17 protein-coding genes are annotated in these 17,777 nt (G+C 71.8%); 12 read left to right on the top strand and 5 right to left on the bottom strand.

Annotation, left to right across the window (positions count from 1 at the left end; all coding sequences use genetic code 11):
• Positions 1-11 precede the first annotated feature (11 nt).
• Entirely contained in the window at positions 12-572 is a 561-nt protein-coding gene (locus Psi01_RS27550) for a flavin reductase family protein (protein ID WP_239128061.1), read from the top strand.
• A complete protein-coding gene (locus Psi01_RS27545; RefSeq protein ID WP_204067022.1) occupies positions 569-1,957 on the top strand; it encodes a cytochrome P450 in 1,389 nt (462 codons plus the stop codon). The genes Psi01_RS27550 and Psi01_RS27545 overlap by 4 nt, the downstream gene beginning before the upstream one ends.
• An 89-nt stretch (positions 1,958-2,046) precedes the next feature.
• Here the strand turns inward: Psi01_RS27545 and Psi01_RS27540 are convergent, their stop codons facing one another.
• Both Psi01_RS27540 and Psi01_RS27535 read right to left on the bottom strand, forming a co-directional pair.
• Positions 2,047-2,817, bottom strand: coding sequence for a helix-turn-helix domain-containing protein (locus tag Psi01_RS27540; protein ID WP_204067021.1), 771 nt, complete (start codon positions 2,815-2,817; stop codon positions 2,047-2,049).
• A 274-nt stretch (positions 2,818-3,091) separates the two neighbouring features.
• Positions 3,092-3,946 carry a metallophosphoesterase family protein gene (locus tag Psi01_RS27535; RefSeq protein ID WP_239128060.1) on the bottom strand — a complete coding sequence of 285 codons (855 nt, stop codon included), beginning with the start codon at positions 3,944-3,946 and terminating at the stop codon, positions 3,092-3,094.
• Between the two features lie 247 nt (positions 3,947-4,193).
• Between Psi01_RS27535 and Psi01_RS27530 the strand changes: the two genes are divergently transcribed.
• From Psi01_RS27530 to Psi01_RS27495, 8 genes are all read left to right on the top strand, one after another.
• Positions 4,194-4,922 (top strand): SigE family RNA polymerase sigma factor, encoded by a 729-nt coding sequence (locus Psi01_RS27530; RefSeq protein WP_204067019.1) that lies wholly within the window; start codon positions 4,194-4,196, stop codon positions 4,920-4,922.
• On the top strand, positions 4,828-5,397 hold the full coding sequence (locus tag Psi01_RS27525; protein WP_204067018.1) for a DUF5987 family protein: 570 nt from the start codon (positions 4,828-4,830) through the stop codon (positions 5,395-5,397). Before Psi01_RS27530 ends, Psi01_RS27525 begins: the two co-directional genes overlap by 95 nt.
• Positions 5,394-7,046: an FAD-dependent oxidoreductase gene (locus Psi01_RS27520; protein WP_204067017.1), complete on the top strand. Its 1,653-nt coding sequence runs from the start codon at positions 5,394-5,396 to the stop codon at positions 7,044-7,046. The genes Psi01_RS27525 and Psi01_RS27520 overlap by 4 nt, the downstream gene beginning before the upstream one ends.
• A 79-nt stretch (positions 7,047-7,125) precedes the next feature.
• A complete protein-coding gene (locus Psi01_RS27515; protein ID WP_204067016.1) occupies positions 7,126-8,280 on the top strand; it encodes a carboxymuconolactone decarboxylase family protein in 1,155 nt (384 codons plus the stop codon).
• A 54-nt stretch (positions 8,281-8,334) separates the two neighbouring features.
• Positions 8,335-9,138, top strand: a complete 804-nt coding sequence (locus tag Psi01_RS27510; RefSeq protein ID WP_204067015.1) for a TIGR03084 family metal-binding protein — start codon at positions 8,335-8,337, stop codon at positions 9,136-9,138.
• A gap of 208 nt (positions 9,139-9,346) precedes the next feature.
• Complete coding sequence (locus tag Psi01_RS27505) at positions 9,347-10,369, top strand: hypothetical protein (RefSeq protein WP_204067014.1); 1,023 nt, start codon at positions 9,347-9,349, stop codon at positions 10,367-10,369.
• Positions 10,370-10,554: 185 nt separating this feature from the next.
• Entirely contained in the window at positions 10,555-11,541 is a 987-nt protein-coding gene (locus Psi01_RS27500; RefSeq protein ID WP_204067013.1) for a helix-turn-helix transcriptional regulator, read from the top strand.
• A gap of 165 nt (positions 11,542-11,706) precedes the next feature.
• Positions 11,707-12,117, top strand: coding sequence for a DUF3592 domain-containing protein (locus Psi01_RS27495; protein ID WP_204067012.1), 411 nt, complete (start codon positions 11,707-11,709; stop codon positions 12,115-12,117).
• Positions 12,118-12,761: 644 nt separating this feature from the next.
• Here Psi01_RS27495 and Psi01_RS27490 read toward each other — a convergent pair.
• The gene (locus Psi01_RS27490) at positions 12,762-13,034 is read right to left on the bottom strand and encodes a hypothetical protein (RefSeq protein ID WP_204067011.1); all 273 of its coding nucleotides are present in this window, start codon (positions 13,032-13,034) and stop codon (positions 12,762-12,764) included.
• Positions 13,035-13,566: 532 nt separating this feature from the next.
• On the opposite strand from Psi01_RS27490, the gene Psi01_RS27485 reads away from it, so the two are divergent.
• Positions 13,567-15,108: an acyl-CoA carboxylase subunit beta gene (locus tag Psi01_RS27485; protein WP_239128059.1), complete on the top strand. Its 1,542-nt coding sequence runs from the start codon at positions 13,567-13,569 to the stop codon at positions 15,106-15,108.
• A 530-nt stretch (positions 15,109-15,638) separates the two neighbouring features.
• Here the strand turns inward: Psi01_RS27485 and Psi01_RS27480 are convergent.
• Together Psi01_RS27480 and Psi01_RS27475 are read right to left on the bottom strand one after the other, a co-directional pair.
• Positions 15,639-16,151 (bottom strand): GNAT family N-acetyltransferase, encoded by a 513-nt coding sequence (locus tag Psi01_RS27480; protein ID WP_204067009.1) that lies wholly within the window; start codon positions 16,149-16,151, stop codon positions 15,639-15,641.
• Positions 16,152-16,220: 69 nt separating this feature from the next.
• Complete coding sequence (locus Psi01_RS27475; protein WP_239128058.1) at positions 16,221-16,895, bottom strand: GNAT family N-acetyltransferase; 675 nt, start codon at positions 16,893-16,895, stop codon at positions 16,221-16,223.
• Positions 16,896-17,017: 122 nt separating this feature from the next.
• Between Psi01_RS27475 and Psi01_RS27470 the strand changes: the two genes are divergently transcribed.
• Positions 17,018-17,770 carry a TetR/AcrR family transcriptional regulator gene (locus tag Psi01_RS27470; protein ID WP_204067008.1) on the top strand — a complete coding sequence of 251 codons (753 nt, stop codon included), beginning with the start codon at positions 17,018-17,020 and terminating at the stop codon, positions 17,768-17,770.
• Positions 17,771-17,777 lie beyond the last annotated feature (7 nt).

The raw sequence follows: 17,777 nt of genomic DNA, 5'->3' as shown, positions 1-17,777 counted from the left end.
AGGAGGACAGCGTGCAACTCCATCCATCAACCGCATCCCTGGAGACGACGGACGTCAGGAGCCTGGAGACGACGGACGCCAGGACCCTGCGCGACGCGTTCGGGACCTTCGCCACCGGTGTCACCGTGGTGACGACGGGCGGCTCCGTGCCGCACGCCATGACCGCCAACTCCTTCACCTCGGTCTCGCTCGACCCGCCGCTGCTGCTGGTGTGCATCGGCAAGGGCGCGGTGATGCACCAGCACCTGGGCACCAAGGACTTCTTCGGTGTCTCGGTGCTGGCGGCGCACCAGGAGAAGACGGCCCGGCACTTCGCCAACCGCTACCGGCCGCTCGGCGCGGCGCAGTTCGAGGAGGTCGACTGGCTGCCCGGCGACCTCACCGCGGTGCCGCTCATCGCCGACGCCGTCACCGGGTTCGAATGCCAGGTGTGGCGCTCCTACGACGGGGGCGACCACACGATCTTCATCGGCAGGGTGCTCTCGGTCTACCAGCGGGAGGCCGGCGGTCTGGTGGTCTACCGGGGACGGTTCCAGGGGATCTCCTCGGAGCTGAGCGCGGTCACGGCATGAGTATCACGGGCACACGGGTCACGGCGGCCACGCCGGTGCTCCCGGGCGGCACCCGCGCGGTGCCGCCCGGCCCGCCCCGTACGGCGGCGCCGAGCCTGTTCAGGCAACTGGTGACCGACCGGATCGGGCTGCTGTCGTCGGCCGCGGCGCGGTACGGCGACGCGGTCCGCATCTCCATCGGGCCCAAGACCATCTACCTGTTCAACCACCCCGACCACGCCAAGCACGTGCTGGCCGACAACAGCTCCGGCTACCACAAGGGCATCGGCCTGGCCGAGGCGCGGCGCGTCATCGGCGACGGGCTGCTGACCAGCGAGGGCGAGGTGTGGCGCCGCCAGCGCAGGGCGGTCCAGCCGATGTTCCAGAACAAGCGCCTCGCCCACCAGGACGCCGCCGTCGCCGCGGAGGCGGCCCGGCTGGTGGAGCGGCTGCGCGCGCACGCGGGCGGGGCGCCGGTCGACATGGCCGAGGAGATGACCGGGCTCACCCTCGGCGTGCTCGGCCGTACCCTGCTCGACGCCGACCTCGGGGCCTTCACCTCGATCGGGCACTCCTTCGAGGGCGTGCAGGACCAGGCGATGTTCGAGATGGTGTCCCTGAGCATGGTGCCGCTGTGGCTCCCGCTCCCGCTGCACCTGCGCTTCCGCCGGGCGCGCCGGGAGCTGTACCGGGTCGCCGACCGCCTCGTGCTCGACCGGGCCGGGCGCCCCGGCGACGACCTGCTGTCCCGCATGATCGATTCGGCGCGGCGGCTACCCGGCGGCGCCCGCGCCGCCCGGCGGCGATTGCGCGAGGAGCTGGTGACCGTACTGCTGGCCGGGCACGAGACGACGGCCAGCACGCTCTCGTGGGCCTTCCACCTGCTCGACCGGCACCCGCAGGTGCGCGAGCGGCTGCGCGAGGAGGCGGTGAGCGTGCTGGGCGACCGGCTGCCGGTCTACGAGGACCTCCACCGGCTCAGGTACACGGCGATGGTGGTGGAGGAGGTCATGCGCCTGTACCCGCCGGTGTGGGCGCTGACCCGGGTGGCGCAGCGGGACGACGAGGTGGGTGGCTACCACGTGCCGGCGGGCGCCGATGTGATGATCAGCCCGTACACGCTGCACCGGCATCCGGCCTTCTGGAACGACCCGGAGCGGTTCGACCCGGAGCGGTTCGACCCCGGCCGTCCCTCGGGCCGGCCCCGGTACGCCTACATCCCGTTCGGCGCGGGCCCGCGCTTCTGCGTCGGCAACCACCTGGGGATGATGGAGGCGACGTTCGTGCTGGCCATGGTCGTGCGCGAGCTGCGGCTGACCGGGCTGCCCGGCCGTCCCGCGGTCCCCGAGGCGATGCTGTCGCTGCGGGTCAGGGGAGGGCTGCCGATGACCGTCAGCCTCGCCTGAGCAGGACGAGGGAAGAGAAGAGCCGCGGGCGGTGGCGTGGTCACCGCTCGCGGCTCGTCGTTCCGGGCCGTCCGGCCGGACGGGGATGTTCAGACGGGGGTGCCCGGGGGGACCCGGGCGGCCAGCAGGTCGCGCAGCGCCAGCAGCACCGGCGGGTCGAGCGGGCGCATCGGCTTGAGCCGGACGTCGGCGCGCTGCGGCGCGCCGCCCGCCTCGACGGTGACCGGCCCGTGGCGGGCGATGCACAGCGCCTCGTCGCCGCCGGGCGGGTAGTGGATGGCGTTGTCCCGGCCCGCGGCCACGGACTGGGCGATCAGGTGCCAGCGGCCCTCGGGCACGTTCTCCAGCACGTAGGGGCCGGGCCGGTCGAGCAGCGTGTAGCTGACGGGGCGGCCCTCCAGGATCTGGTCGGGGAACAGCCCGGCGAAGACCGGCCGGTCCGGCAGCGGGGAGACGATCTCGCCGTGCAGGGTGGTGGTCACCGTGCCCGGCGGGTGCTGCCCTCCGGCGGTCAGGAGCTGGGCCGTGACGCTCATGTGCCGGCGGTACTTGCTCGGCGGCAGGCCCACGCTGTAGGTGAAGCGGGAGCTGAAGGTGCCGACGCTGGAGTAGCCCACCTGGTGGCTGATGTTCGTGATGCTCAGCGAGGTGGAGGCGAGCAGCCGCTTGGCCTCGCGCAGCCGTACCGCCGACAGGAAACGCCCCGGGGACAGCCCGGTGACCCGTTGGAAGACGCGGGAGAAGTGGAACTTGCTGAACATCGCGGTACGGGCCATGTCATCGACGGTGATCTGCTCGCCGAAGTTCTCGTGCATGCTCTCGATCACTCGCAGGACGGCTCGCTCGATTACTTCGTCCATCAGTCCTCCGGGTCATTGAGGAGGGCAAACGAGCAATCCCGAATAAATTCATCCGTATGTCGACGGGAATTCTTCCGGATTGCTGTTCTTCCTCGCCCACCCTGGTCCGGCGTATTCCTCTGGCATTTGTCGGTGCCTTTCGGCTTCCTCCTTCTACACGCGGCGAGTCGTGCCGGGTGCTGCACGGCGGTTCCGAATTTGTCTGGGAATATTTCTGGGTGATTATGTGGTCACGTCCCGTGTCGGGGGCGTCCGGCCGGCTCGCGCGGCGCGGTCACACCGCCTCGGGGGCGGGGAGCACCCGCCGCAGGAGCCGCCCCTGCCGGTGGTGGGGGCGCCGCTCGCGGGGATAGCCGAGCGAGACCTCCTCGAAGCGCACTCCGTCGTGCCAGGTGGTCCGCGGGATGTGCAGGTGGCCGTAGACCACCGCGGCGGCGCGGTAGCGCAGGTGCCAGTCCGCGGTGTGCTCGGTGCCGCACCACAGGGCCAGCAGCTGGTGACGCAGGACCAGCGTGGGCGCGCGCAGCAGCGGAAAGTGGTTGACCAGGACCGTCGGCAGCCGCGGGTCGCAGGCGTCCAGGCGCCGCTCGGTCTCCCGCACCCGGGCGTGGCACCAGGCGTCGTGGCTCGGGTAGGGGTGGGGATGCAGCAGGAACTCGTCCTTGAACACCACCCCCTGGTCGTAGGCCATGGCCAGGGCCTCGGCCCGCGTGGTGCCCGGCGGCCGGAAGCTGCCGTCGTACAGCACGAACAGCGGGGCCACGGTCGCCGGGCCGCCCGGCCCCGTCCACACGGGGTAGGGGTCCTCGGGCGTGAGCACGCCGAGACCGCGGCACAGGCCGATCAGCCGGTGATAGCGGTCCTCTCCGCGCAGCCGCCCGGGGTCGTCGGGCCTGGTCCACAGCTCGTGGTTGCCGGGCGTCCAGACCACCGTGGCGAAGCGTTCCCTGAGCAGGGCCAGTGCCCACTCGATGTCGGCGATCCGCTCGCCCACGTCCCCGGCCACCAGCAGCCAGTCCTCGTCCGTCTCGGGACGCAGTCCCTCCACCGCCGCCCGGTTCTCCGGAAAGCCGACATGGAGGTCGCTGATGGCCAGCAGATTCCCTTTCGCGCTCCTGGAACTCTTCACCACGCGAGCGTATGCGCGGTACCGGGTCCCGAACCGTCGCCGGCGGCCGGATCTGGGGTCTGCGCACCTCGAATAAGGGGAGGTCACCCCGAATAAGGGGAGGCCGGACGGGGCTAGGGGTTGTGACCGTAGAGACCGGAAGCCAATTCTGATGAGGCCGGTAACCGGCATATGTCATGAAAATCCACTTCTGGGTCATCGTTTATGAAAAACGGATGATCCAGGCAGTGTGCGTGGGGAGTGAGCAATGGAGGAGATGCGCGACGAGGAGTTCGCGTATTTCGTCCGGACGATTAGACCGACGCTACGGCGTGCCGCATTCCAGCTTTCCGAGGACTGGTACGAGGCCGACGACCTCGTCCAGCGCACGCTCATGGCCATCCACCGGCGGTGGGACGCGCTCGACCGGCACGACGGGATGGGCGCCTACGCCCACCGGGTCATGCGGCGGCTGCTCATCAGCGACCGCAGGTCGCTGCGCTGGTCGCGCGAGGTGCTCACCGAGCCGCTGCCCGACTCCGTCCCGGCCTGGGACCCCTACGTCCAGGTGGGCGAGCGCCTGGTCCTGATGGAGGCGCTGGCCGGCCTGGGACCCCGGCAGCGGGCCGCGGTCGTCCTGCGCTACTGGGAGGACCGCAGCGTCGAGGAGACCGCCAGGGCCATGGGCAGCGGGTCCTCGACGGTGCGCAGCCAGACCGTGCGCGCGCTGAACGCCCTGCGCTCCGCGCTCGGCGGCGGTGGCGGTGGCGGTGGCGCCGACAGCGGTGGCGGCGGTGGCGGCGGTCGCAACGGTCGCAACGGTCGCAACGCAGAAGATGCACCGGACGGGCCGCTGTCCGGACCATGTGAGGGACCCGAGCTCAACGAGGTGGGAAACGCCGATGCGCCCAGACATCCCAGACGACCGGCAGAGCAGGACGACGACGCTCGAGGCGTTCGCGGACACGATCATCCCGGGGGCGAAGAGGTCGCCTGACGACAGGGCCGTGGCCGGCGTCTCCCCGGACGGCGGCGCCGTCGCGGCCGGGGCCATCGAGCTGCTGGAGTGGGACGCCACCGGGGTCACCGACGGGCTGGACGGCTACGCCGGCGGGCTGAACCGGCACGCCCTGGCCCACGCGGCCGAGCGGGGACTGGCGCTCGACGAGAGCGTGCCGCCGTTCGTGGCGCTGTCCTTCGAGGACCGCACCGCCCTGGTGCGGTGGCTGACCGCGCCCGGCCACCCGGAGAAGGCGCTGTGGGTCAGCCTCGCCCTGTTCTGCAACATGGCTTACGACTCGGCCGCGCACACCCACACCGCGGAGGCGCTCGCCGCGGGCCACCCGGGGCTGACGGCGATGGGCATCGCCATGCCGGACGCCGACGGCCTGTGGAGGTTCCCCGCCTACTCCTACGGCCGCCCCCTGGCCGACCTGCACCCGGACACGACCCCCACAGGGAGCCCCGCATGAACAGCGTAGAGAGCACCGACGTCCTGGTGGTGGGCAGCGGCTTCGGCGGGGCGATCGTCGCCTACCACCTGGCGGCGGGCGGCGCCCGGGTCGTGATGCTCGAACGCGGGCCGTGGCTGGAGACCGGCGAGTTCGAGCACGACTTCAAGCTCGGCTCGTCCTACACGCGCATCTTCGACTTCGTCGTGGGCGACGGCATGAGCGTGCTGGGCGGGAACTGCGTGGGCGGCGGCAGCGTGGTCTACTTCGCCGCGATGCCGCGCGCACCGCGCTTCGTGTTCGAGCGCCGCGGGAGCATCGCCCGGCGCATGTGGCCGGCGGCCATCAGCCGCGACACCCTGGACCCCTGGTACGACCGGGTCGCCGAGTCGATCCCGATCACCCAGCAGGGCTGGCAGGACGTGTCGTACTCCGGGGGCCTGTGGGCCGCGGCGTGCAAGCACGCCGGCCGTACCGCCAACCCGGTGCCCGCCGCCGTCGACACCGCCAAGTGCGTCAACTGCAACTGGATGATGGCCGGCTGCCGGTTCGAGGCCAAGCAGTCGCTGCTGTTCAACTATCTCCCGGCGGCCCTCGCGCACGGGGCCGAGATCAGGCCGCTGCACGAGGTGCAGAACATCGAGCGGACCGGCGACGGCGGCTACCGCGTGCACTACCAGCTCGTCGACGGCGAGGACTACCGCGTGACGACCGGGAGCGGGACGATCGACGCCAAGATCGTCGTGCTCGCGGCCGGAGCCGCGGCCACGCCCGTCATCCTGCAGCGCAGCGAGGCGACGCTCGGGCCGATGCCGTACGCCGTGGGCCGTTACTTCTCCGGCAACGGCGAGCGGCTCAACACCGCCGTGCTCAACGAGGACCGGGTGCGCGAGGTGCTGGGGCTGGATCGCGGCGACGGCCTGGCCTACGCGGCCAACCAGATCGGCAAGGGCCCGACCGTGGCCAACTGGGACCGGCTGGACGGCTCGCTGCCGGAGTACTCCCGCTACTCGCTGGAGCAGCTGTACTTCCCGCCGGGCCTGGGCACCATCCTGGCCATGACGGCCGGGTCCGATCCGATGTGGTTCGGCCTGGACAAGAAGGAGATGCTCCGGCGCTGGCGCTCCTGGCTGATCATCTTCCAGATGATCGAGGACGACAACGAGGGCGTCTTCGGGCCGCCCCCAGCGCGCGGCAACGCCGACCGGCTCTCGCAGCAGATGCTCGGCATCGGCAGGCTCAGCTACAAGCCGACCGCCAACACCCAGGCCGCCTGGGCGATGGCCGACGCCGAAGTGAAGGACATCCTCGAACGCGACGGCCTGGCCACGGTCACGCCGTGGACCAACGACCTGGTCGGCGCCTACACCGTCCACCCGCTGGCCTCCTGCCGCATCGGCGACGACCCGCACACCTCCGCCCTGGACGACCGGCACGAGCTGCGCGGCCACCCCGGGATCTTCGTCACCGACGGCTCCGCCGTACCGGGGGCGCTGACCGTCAACCCCGCGATGACCATCTCCGCGCTCGCCGAGCGCGCCGTCCCCGGCATCGTCCGCGCCGCACGCGAACGCGGCGTCGAGGTCGTGTACGGCGCGCCCGCGCCCGACGGCTCGACCGGCGGGCGCCGGGGAGCGGCCCGCCTGGCGGAGGCCCTGCTGAGCAGGTAGTGCCGCCGCGCGGGTGGTCGCGGGAGAGGCCGAGACAGGCCGAGAGACGCCGAGAGACGCCGAGAGAGAGGAGCCGGCCATGGGCCGGATGCTCAGCCGGGTGGCGCTGCGAGGTTCGCTGTCCCAGGTCCGCCACCTGTCCCCGGTACGGCCGCGCGCGGCCCGCGGCCTCGTCGCGAGCGTCTACGCCCAGGCCGAACGGGACTTCGGCATGCTCGCCCCGCCGGTGATCCTGCACTCGCCCGCGCCGGAGGTCCTGGCCGCCTGCTGGACGCTCCTGCGCGAGTCACTGCTGGCCGACGGCGCGGTGCCCCGGGCGGTCAAGGAGGCGGTGGCCACCGAGGTCTCGGCGGGCAACGCCTGTCCCTACTGCGTGGACGTCCACCGGGAGACACTGCGCGGCCTGGCGGGAGACGGCCGGGGCGTGATCGGGGCCGGGCTTGCGGGGGACGACCGGGACGCGGCCTGGTCCGGTTCGGCGCGGGCGGCCGCCTGGGCGCGGGCCGCCGGGACGCGGGACACGGCCGTACGGCCGCCGCTGCACGATGGGCACGTCCGGGAGCTCACGGCGGTCGCGGTCACCTTCCACTACCTCAACCGGATGGTCAACGTCTTCCTCGGCGACTCGCCGCTGCCGTCGAATGTGCCGCCCGGCGCGCGGGGCCCGGCCATGCGGCTGCTCGGCCTGCTCATGCGGCCGGCGGCGCGCAGGCCCGTGGCCACGGGGGAGTCGCGGACCCTGCTGCCCGTCGCGCCGCTTCCCGCCGACCTGTCGTGGGCGCGCGGCACGCCGTACCTGGAGGGCGCCTTCGCCCGGGCCGCCGCCGCCGTCGAGGAGGGCGGCCGCCGTTCGGTGCCCGGCCCGGTCCGTGAACTGGTCGCCGCCACGCTGGCGGACTGGGACGGCCGGCCGGTCGGGCTCGGCCGAGGCTGGGCCGCCGAGGCGGCCTCCGCGCTGCCCCCGGCCCAGCGCCCGGCCGGCCGCCTGGCCCTGCTCACGGCGCTGGCCTCCTACCAGGTCGACGGGGAGGTGGTGGGCGAGTTCCTGCGGGCGGAGTCCCGGGAGCGGGTGCTTCGGCCGGGGTCCGGTGAGCGGGCGTCGCGGGCGGAGCCCGGCCAGCGGGCGCTGGTCGAGCTCACCGCCTGGGCGAGCCTGGCCGCGGCGCGCCGGGTGGGCGCCTGGCTGTCGGCCGCCCCGCAGGACCGGGAACCCACTTCCTCCGTGCCTCGATGAGAACCCCATCCGTGCCCCGATGAGAACCCGATCTCCGAGTGAGAGGACACAGACATGACCGAGCTGGAGGTCGTACTCAACGACCTGACCGCCGACGGTGACCAGATCGACGCCCTGGTGGCCGGGCTCGACGCGGAGCAGTGGAACCTGCCCACGCCCGCGCCCGGGTGGACGATCGCCAACCAGATCGCCCACCTCGCCTTCGTCTTCCGGCTGGCGGCCACCGCGGCGATCGACCCCGAGGGGTTCGCGGCCGTGACGGCCGAGGCCCAGCACGACTTCGACGGCGCGGTGAACGCCGCGCTCAAGGACTACGAGAACGACACGCCCGAGGTGCTGCTCGCCCGCTGGAGGGCCGAGCGCGAGACCGTGGTCAGGGGGCTGGCCGCCGTCCCGCCGGGCCAGGTGGTGCCGTGGCTGGTCAACCCGCTGCCGCCCATCGTGCTGGCCTGCGCCGGGATCATGGAGCAGTTCGCCCACGGGCAGGACATCGCCGACGCGCTCGGGGTGGAGCTGGAGCGCACCGACCGCCTGCGCCACCTGGTGGTGTTCGCCGTCCTCACCCGTGACTTCGGCTACCTGTCCCGGGGCCTGACCCCGCCGTCGGCGGAGTTCCGCTTCGAGATCACGGCTCCCTCCGGGGAGGTGTGGGCCTACGGTCCCGAGGACGCCGAGCAGCGGGTCAGCGGTCCCGCGGTCGACTTCTGCCTGCTGGTGACCCGGCGCAGGCACCGGGACGACCTCGCGGTCACGGCCGTGGGCGAGGAGGCCGACCGCTGGCTGGACATCGCCCAGGCCTACCGCGGCCCGGCCGGAGCGGGCCGTGCCCCCGGCCAGTTCGCCCGCGCCACGGTCTAGCGTCCTGAAGCGAGCCGTCCGTGCACCCGCCGACGAGGCCGGGGCCACGGGCGGCTTCGTGCTGCCCGCTGTCCGGCGGGCGCGCGCCGCTCTCCGCGAGGCCGTCCGGGGAGCGTGCGCCGGGCTCTGGAAAACGGGCTTTATCGAGGATTGCTGCATGGTCTCCGGCGCGTTGACCCGCCTTGTGGCGCGCGGCTGTACTGATGATGTGTCAGCATCTGTGCGTTTTACGGGTTCCTGGTCGGTGATGGACGGGCCGGGAGCGGCGGGGGAAGTGGCCGACTGCCTCGGCGGCGCCGTACACCTCGCCTACGCGCAGGCCTCGGCCTCCGGCCCTGCCGCGATCACCGCCGGGTTCTCCGCCTACGAGGCGCAGACCAGGGCGCAGGCGCGGGCTGTGGCGCTGGACTACCTGCACCGGCTGTCCGGGGAGGACGGCGGAGGCCCCGGCGCGGGCGGCAGGCGGCTGCGCCTGGCCGACTTCGTTCCGGAACCGCCGCAGGAGGGCCCTCTCGGCGTCCCCGGTACCGGCCTGCTGAGCGGGGCGCCGTACCGGCTGCCCGCCGAGGTCGTGTGGCTGGGGGAGCGTGAGTCCCTGGTGGAGCCGACCGTGAGCGGGATCGTGGACCAGGGGGCCTCCGCCGGGGTCGCCGAGCTTCTCGCCCATGACGTGGTCGCCCGCTGGTGGGCCGATCCCCGCCATCCGCTGCTGCGGGTCTCCGCCCATCTCGACCGCCTGCTGCCCGTGAGCGTCATGGCGGCCGCCTCCGGCCTCGGGCTGCGCGTGTCGGCGTTCGTGCTGGTCGCCTCGGACATCCGGGTGGCCATGGTGATGGTCGGCGGGGACGGGGCCATGCTGGCCGTCGCGGCCGGCCGTACGGTCAAGGCGGCGGTGGGCGCGGCGTTCCTCCAGGCGATGGCGGTCAAGGCGCAGCCGTGGGACACGCTCACGGCGGGCGAGTCCCTGCGCCGCTTCGCGGTCTGGCACCGGGAGGCCGACTACGCGGCCCATCTGGAGCGCTCGGCGGTCGAGGCGGACCCGCGGCTCATCGAGGAGCCCGGCGGGCTGCGGCCGTCCAACTGGTCGGAGATCGCCGCCCGCAGGTTCGGGCACGAGCCGATCGCGGTCGAGGCGGCCGGGTCCGGGGAGATCGTCAAGGTCGTGTGCCCCGGCGCCGCCTGCTACCGGGCCGTCCCGGCGGGCACGACCCTGCCGTGTCCCGTCCCCTGACGGCGATCGCGATCAGGCGGGGGTACGGCAGTCGCGTGCTTGCCCGGCCTGCGGCCCCTGACCGACAGCGCACGATGGAAGTGAGCCCTGATCATCTTGATCTAGATAATTTGTAGTGGGCGGGCCTGCGTCGGGTGGCGGCCCGCAGGCCCCATGAGAGCGAGCGCGGGGCCGGGAGGTGAGCCATGGACCTTTCAGTCATCGGTATATCGCCGGAAGCCTCGGAGGTCTACCGCTACTTCCTCCGGCATCGGGGCGAGGGGATCGGCTCCGTGCCGGAGGCGCTGAGCATGGATCCCGACACGGTTGAGGCCGCCGTCGAGACCCTGGGCAGATTGTCCATGCTCGACCTAACCGACCGGCACAGGGTCGTGGCCACCGAGCCGAGGGTCGGCATCGAGCGCCTCGTGGAGAAGCGCCTCGACGAGCTCAACGCCGAGATCCGCCGGGTCTTCACGGCGCGCGACGCCATCTCCGGCTACATGGAGGACATGCGGGAGGGCGACCGCGCGGGCAGCGTGCTCGACATCGAGCGGGTGGAGAACGGCGCGCGGGTCCGCCAGCGCCTAGACGACCTGGCCTTCTTCACCTACAAGGAGACGCTCTGCCTGCACCCCGGCGGCCCGTTCACCCAGGTGATGATCGAGTCGGCGCTCCCGCTGGACACCCGCTCGCTGCGCCGGGGGATCTCGCTCAAGAGCGTGTACCACCCCCAGGCGCTGGAGGCCCCGCACATGATGTCCTACCTGCGCGAGCTGGTCAGCCTCGGCGCGGAGGTGCGCATCAGCGAGCAGCCCATGGACCGGATGCTGGTCTACGACCGCAGCGCCGCCGTCGTGCCGATCGACCCCAAGGAGAACTCCAAGGGCGCGCTGTTCGTCCGGGAGGCGGGCCTGGTCTCCCAGCTGGTGATCTATTTCGAGGGCGTGTGGAAGACCGCCGTCGACTTCCGGGAGTTCATCGATCCCCCCGCCGAGTCCTCCCCGCTGTCGGAGATGGAACAGCGCGTGCTGGACGTGATGGCCACCGCCGACAAGGACGAGATCGCCGCCCGAGAGCTGGACATCTCAGTACGGACCTACCGGCGCTACGTCGCCGACCTGATGGCCAGACTCGGCGCCGTCAACCGCTTCCAGGCCGCCCTGCGCGCCAAAGAGGAGAACTGGATCTGACCCTCGCCGGTGACCTCCTTCCACCAGCAAGATCCAAGTCGTTTGCAATCGCGGCTCGGCACCCTAATGCCGTGGCCCGCACCGCACTGCCGTGCAGAAGCGCGGTGCGGGCCCTCGGACGGGATTGCGACGGCTGCCCTCGAGCGGGCTGAGAAGGAGGCAGCGGTGGACGTGAACACCGTGCCATTGTTTGGAATCGTGTTCGGAGCGATCTTCGCCGGGATCGGCGTCCGCGTGATGGTCGTCGGGCAGCGGTTACGGCGGCACGGGGTGCGGGTGCCGGGCCTCGTCGTGGGACTGCGCTGGTCCGGCGGCGACAACGGTGTGTACTACCCCACCCTGCAGTTCCAGACGGTGCAGGGCTTTGTGATGGAGACCGAGTCGGATCTGGGCTCCAACCCGTCGCCGGTCCGTCCGGGCCAGCAGGTCATGGTGGTCTACGACCCCGAGCGACCCCGGCACGCCCGTCTGGACGGGGTGGGCGGCAGGGGTGTGCTCCGCAGCGTGCTGTTCATGATCGTCGGGGCGGTCGTCCTGGTTGCCTCCCTGGTCGCCGTGGCCGGCTCCTGGTTGTGAGGCGGGCTCCCGACTGTACGGACAGGGCATCGGTGAGCATGCCGTTGCGGGCTTGAAGGCATGGACGTACGAGAACCCGTGGTCCCCGCGACCTTGCCGGTCGTGGGGACCACGGGTTCTCGTCGTGTCGTCGGCTCCTCTCTCCGTTCTCCGTCTTGCCGGCTGCCAGGGGGTCCCAGTGCTCTCGGTTCTCTCCTTCTCTCCGGTCCTCTCGGTCGGTGCAGTCCTTCCAGGTCCTTCAGTCCTCCTGGTCTTCTCGGTCTCTCCGGTCGTCCGCGTTCTTCCAGGCGTGCCTGTCACCTCCGGTGTCGTGGTCGTGTGCTCCGGGCCGGTCGAGTCGCCGGGCCGGTTCGGGGCAGCGTGATATCGCCGCGTGGTGCGCGATGTCTTCTCGGGGGAGAGGCGGGCGCGCTGCCGGCTGCCTGTCGCCTCGGTGGCCGTGTCCCGTCGGTGCCGGGCTCTTCCCTGCGGACCCCGCTCGGAATGTGACGTCGAGCGCTGTGGGGGTCTGACGGCCGGTGGTCGGATGGTGCTCTGGTGCTTCCGGTTAATCGGACCGGTGGTCGTCCGGTCGGTTCGGTGTTATTCCAGAGGCTTTTCCCTTCTTATTCTCCAATGAATTCCGGTCAAGGGGGAATCAATTTTCAGGCGCCGGGCCAGGTGTTTCCGTCGGTGCCGGCGACACCCGGCCAGGTGTTGCCGTCCGTGCCCTGCGCGCCGGGCCAGGTGTTGCCGTCGGTGTCCGCCACGCCCGGCCAGGTGTTGCCGTCCGCCACCACCACGGCCTGCGGCGAGGTGCCGGTGGCCACGTTCAGGGCGTCGCTCCCGAAGCTCCACACCACGCCGCTGGCGGCAAGAGCGAGGGCCCAGGCGGCGATGTTCTTGGAAATCTTCTTGGAAACAATGTTGTTCGTCATTTCAATGCCTCTTTCTAGAGTGTTTTTGCTTGGCGTGTTCGCCTTGCAAGTACAACTCTGCGACTTTGGCGAGGCGTGAACCAGAGATATCGAGGGCAGCAAGCTGCACGGGGGTTTCCGCTTCCTGCCACGCCTGCCCCGGATGGGGGCGCGTATGCGCGTCGCGCGTGGGGGGCGGTGACAGGAAACTGCAGCGGCCGGTGCCGGGAGACGGTGGCAGGAAAGTGCGGCGGCCGGCGCCGGGGGATCGGCGCCGGCCCTGTCACCTGGTATGTCGCCTGGTCAGCACGCGACAAGGTGACATGGAACGGCTCGCGATCATTGACTGGTGAGGATTGGAGTCGCATCGGCCCCGTCGTCGTGAGCACCCGGATCCGGCCGCCACGCCGGCGGGTGCGACCCCGAGGGAGGAGCGTCAATGAGCATCTCGGAACTCGATCGCGCGCCGGTGCCGGCACCGGCCGGAGAACACATCCGCAGCCTGCCGGTCCCGCCTCCGGCGCCGGTGCCGGATCGGCCGCGGTCCCGTTCCATGCGCAGGCTTCGCGAGGAGCGGGACCGTCTTCGTGACAGGATCGTCGCCGGTCGCAGCCAGGCGGTCGACCGCCAGCACTCCCTGGGCAAACGTACGGCGCGCGAGCGGCTCGACCTGCTGCTCGACGAGGACTCCTTCGTCGAGATCGACATGTTCCGGCGGCACCAGGCGCACGGCCTCGGCATGGAGAGACAGCGCCCGCACACCGACGGGGTGGTGGCCGGTTCGGGCACGATCGACGGCCGCCGCGTCTTCGTCTACGCCCAGGACTTCACCATCTTTGGCGGCTCGCTCGGCGAGGCGCACGCGTTGAAGATCCAGAAGGTGATGGACCTGGCCCTGTCCACCGGCTCCCCCTTCATCGGGCTGAACGACAGCGGGGGCGCCCGGATCCAGGAGGGGGTGATGTCGCTCAACGGGTACGGCGGGATTTTCCAGCGCAACGTCCAGGCGTCCGGGGTGATCCCGCAGATCAGCGTCGTGCTCGGGCCGTGCGCCGGAGGGGCGGCCTACTCCACGGCCCTGGCGGACTTCACCTTCATGGTCCACGACACCGCCCAGCTCTACCTGACGGGGCCGGACGTCGTGGAGGCGGTGACGGGGGAGAGCGTGACCCACGCCCAGCTCGGCGGCGCGCAGGTGCACGGCACCCGGTCGGGTCTGGCCACGTTCGTGCACGACGACGAGGAGAGCTGCCTGGAGGACGTCCGCTATCTCGTCTCCATGCTGCCGAGCAACAACCTCGCGCTCCCGCCCGCGCTGCCCTCCTGCGGCGCGGCGGCGGACACGCGCCCCCGGCTGGCCGAGATCGTCCCCGTCGAGCCGAACAAGCCCTACGACATGCGCCTGGTGATCACCGAACTGGTGGACGAGGGGGACTTCCTGGAGCTGCACGAGGGCTGGGCGCAGAACGTGATCTGCGCGCTGGCCAGGATCGACGGCGAGGTGGTCGGCATCGTCGGCAACCAGCCCATGGTGCTGGCGGGGGTGCTCGACGTGGCCGCCTCGCAGAAGGCCGCACGATTCGTACGCTTCTGCGACGCGTTCGGCATCCCGCTGGTGACCCTCGTCGACGTCCCCGGTTTCCTGCCGGGCACCGACCAGGAGTACGACGGGATCATCAGGCACGGCGCCAAGCTGCTGTACGCCTACTGCGAGGCGAGCGTCCCCCGCATCCAGGTCATCGTGCGCAAGGCGTACGGCGGCGCCTACATCGTGATGGACTCCCGTTCCATCGGCACCGACCTGTCACTGGCGTGGCCGACCAACGAGATCGCCGTCATGGGAGCCGAGGGGGCGGTCAACGTCATCCACCGCCGCGAGCTGGCCGCCGCCGCCGACCCCGCCGCGCTGCGCGCGCGACTCGTGGAGGAGTACAGCGAGGAGCTCGTGCACCCGAACTACGCCGCGGAACGGGGACTGGTCGACGACGTGATCGACCCAGCCGACACCCGCTCGGCCGTCGCCCGCGGCCTGGCCATGCTCCGCGACAAGCGCAAGCAGGCGACGCCGCGCAAGCACGGCAACGTCCCCCTCTGACCCCTCTGCCGCGCTCCGCCGGGGACACCCCGTGACCCGGACGGGTGAGTCCTGAAGCGGAGAGCCGTACGGCGGTGCGTGCCGGACGGGTGAACCCACCCGTGGTGCACGTCCGCGGCCGGCCGCCTGTCGCCCGCCCGGGCTGCGCCTCACAGCAGATGGGTCTGCCCCCGCCAGGTCAGGGCACGTCCGCGGCCGGCCGCCTGTCGCCCACCCGGGTTGCGCCTCACAGCAGATGGGTCTGCCCCCGCAACGTCAGGGCACGCGCGGCGACGGGCGGCTGGGATCGAGATGTGACCGACGAGCCTGCCCCCGCAACGTCAGGGCGCACGCGGCGACGGGTGGCTGGGGCCGAGGTGACCGACGACCTCGCCACCCTTTGCGACCGCACGATAGGTCAGGATCGCCGACCGGCCCGGCCGCCTGCCTCCACCAGGGCGCCCGCCTGGGCAGACAGACCGACGCCGAGCCGCTCACCCCGGCCATCGCCCAAGCCCCGCCGGGCAACCGCCACAGACCGAACTCAGGACTCACTCCTCCTGGGCCCGGGACGCCGCGTCGTCGCCGGCCGGCACCGGCTTGCTCAGCCGTACCTCCTCCTCGGCGTACCCCAGCGCCCGGTAGAAGCTCCGGGCGCGGGCGTTGGCCGCGCCGGTCTCCAGCGTGATGCGCCGCAGGCCGCGGTCGCGCGCCCAGGACTCGGCGGCCTCCACCAGGGCGCGTCCGACGCCCGTGCGCTCCGCCCCGGCGCTGACGACGAGCTCGCCGATGTAGGCGTCCATCTGGCCGGTGAAGTGCCGCCGGGCGGCCATGGTGACGAATCCCGCGACGCGGCCGTCGCGGACCGCCACCAGCACGCCGTTACCGTCGTCGTCGCCCTGCTCCAGGGACCCGGCGACCCAGCCGCGCACGGCCTCGGCGACGGCAGCGGCGTCCCGCCAGGTCGCGACCCCCTCGGTCAGGCGCGGGGCCAGCGCGAGGACGGCGTCCCGGTCCTCGTCTCGGTAGGGCCGGATCGTGACAGAGGACTGTTCAGCGCTCATGATCGGCAGTCTGTCACCGGACCCCCGCGTGAAAAAACAGGAAGTGGACCCCTCGTCGTTCCCGTCCGTTCACCCTTGCGGGCTCCAGACCATCGTCTGCTGGTGGAGCCGCCGGCCGTCGTACCTGAGGCCGGGCACCACCGGCGTCGGGCCGTGGCGGAGGAAGCCCGCGCGTTCGAAGAAGCGCACCGCGCGGGTGTTCTCAACCAGGGTCTGCAGGTGGCATCCGGGAGAGCCGGCCTGCCTGAGCCGGTCGAGCCAGTGGTTCATCAGCGCGTCCGCGGCGCCGGTTCCGCGTGCCGCAGGCACCACGGCGATGTGCAGGTGCGCCGGCCACCGGGTGTCGGTGAAGTCTCCGGCGGTGGGCTCCCGCCGGATTCCCGCCCTCGCCATGTCGAGCACGGCGCGGCCGAAGAAGGCCGCGGCCCGCAGCCGGAAGGCCGGCCAGTGCTTCTTGACGGCCCGGTCTATTCGGTCGGCCTCGCTGGGGAACTCCGAGCTGTCCGGGCATCCCGTCAGATAGCCGACCGGGGCTCCGTCGGCCACGGCCAGCAGCAACGAGTGCGGCTCCAGGTCCATGTACGGATCCAGGTAGACGGCCGCCTCGGAATCCCGGTGGCCCCACAGGGATTCGGTCGGGGCTCCTTCGCCGGCCCGGGCGAACAGTTCGCGCAGCTCGGTGCGGTCGGTCTCGACAAAGCTGCGGATCTCCATGCTGTGGATCTCCATGCTGCGGATCTCCATCAATGCCTCCCTTGGGTGGCGGCGTGCCGGGGGATCACGGACGTCATAAACTATGTACCACTTATAGTGTATGACGTACACAGTTATTGGGCCATAACATCTCCGACATCGAGAGGAGGCCCATGGCGCAACTCCCGCCCGTCGTGGCCCGCATGTGGGGACGTGAACCCGTACCGCGCCGGGGGCCGCGGCCGCGCCTGGACCTCGCCGCGATCACGGCGGCCGCCATCGAGATCGCCGACGCCGAGGGGCTGGCGGGCGTCTCCATGAGCGCCGTCGCCACGCGGCTGGGCGTCGCGCCGATGGCGCTGTACCGCTACGTCGGCAACAAGGACGACCTGCTGATCGTGATGGCCGACAGCGCCGTGCCGCCGCCCCCGGACCCCGGCGGCCTGACCTGGCGGGACTATCTCGCCGCCTGGACCCGGGCCAACCGCGACATACTGCTCGCACGCCCGTGGCTGCTGTCGATCCAGGGCGACACACCGCCCGCGGGCCCGCAGCGCCTGAGGTGGCTGGACCGGGCCCTGCAGGCGCTCGGCGAGACGCCGCTCGACGACGGCGAGAAGTTCAACACCGTCACCGCGCTCACCGGCTACGCGCTGACCAGCGCCACGCTGGTGCACGCGACGGGTGCCGGCGGCCGGGAGGGCGAGGCCGGGATCGCCGGGGCCGCCGAGTACGGCGAGATCCTCGCCGAGGTGCTCGACCCTCAGGCGTATCCGACCCTGTCCGCCATGATGAGCTCCGGACTGCTCGGCCGCTCCGAGGACTGGGTCGAGGACGCCGACTTCACCTTCGGCCTCGACCTCCTGCTCGACGGCGTCGAGGCGCTGATCCGGCGCCGCACCCGCCGGCGTCACGACCGGAAATGATCACCGG

This window comes from Paraplanobispora siamensis (genome assembly GCF_016863175.1).
GTDB classification, from domain to species: Bacteria; Actinomycetota; Actinomycetes; order Streptosporangiales; family Streptosporangiaceae; genus Planobispora; species Planobispora siamensis.
Note: the sequence above shows the minus strand (reverse complement) of the source record. Positions and strands in the feature narration are given on the sequence as shown.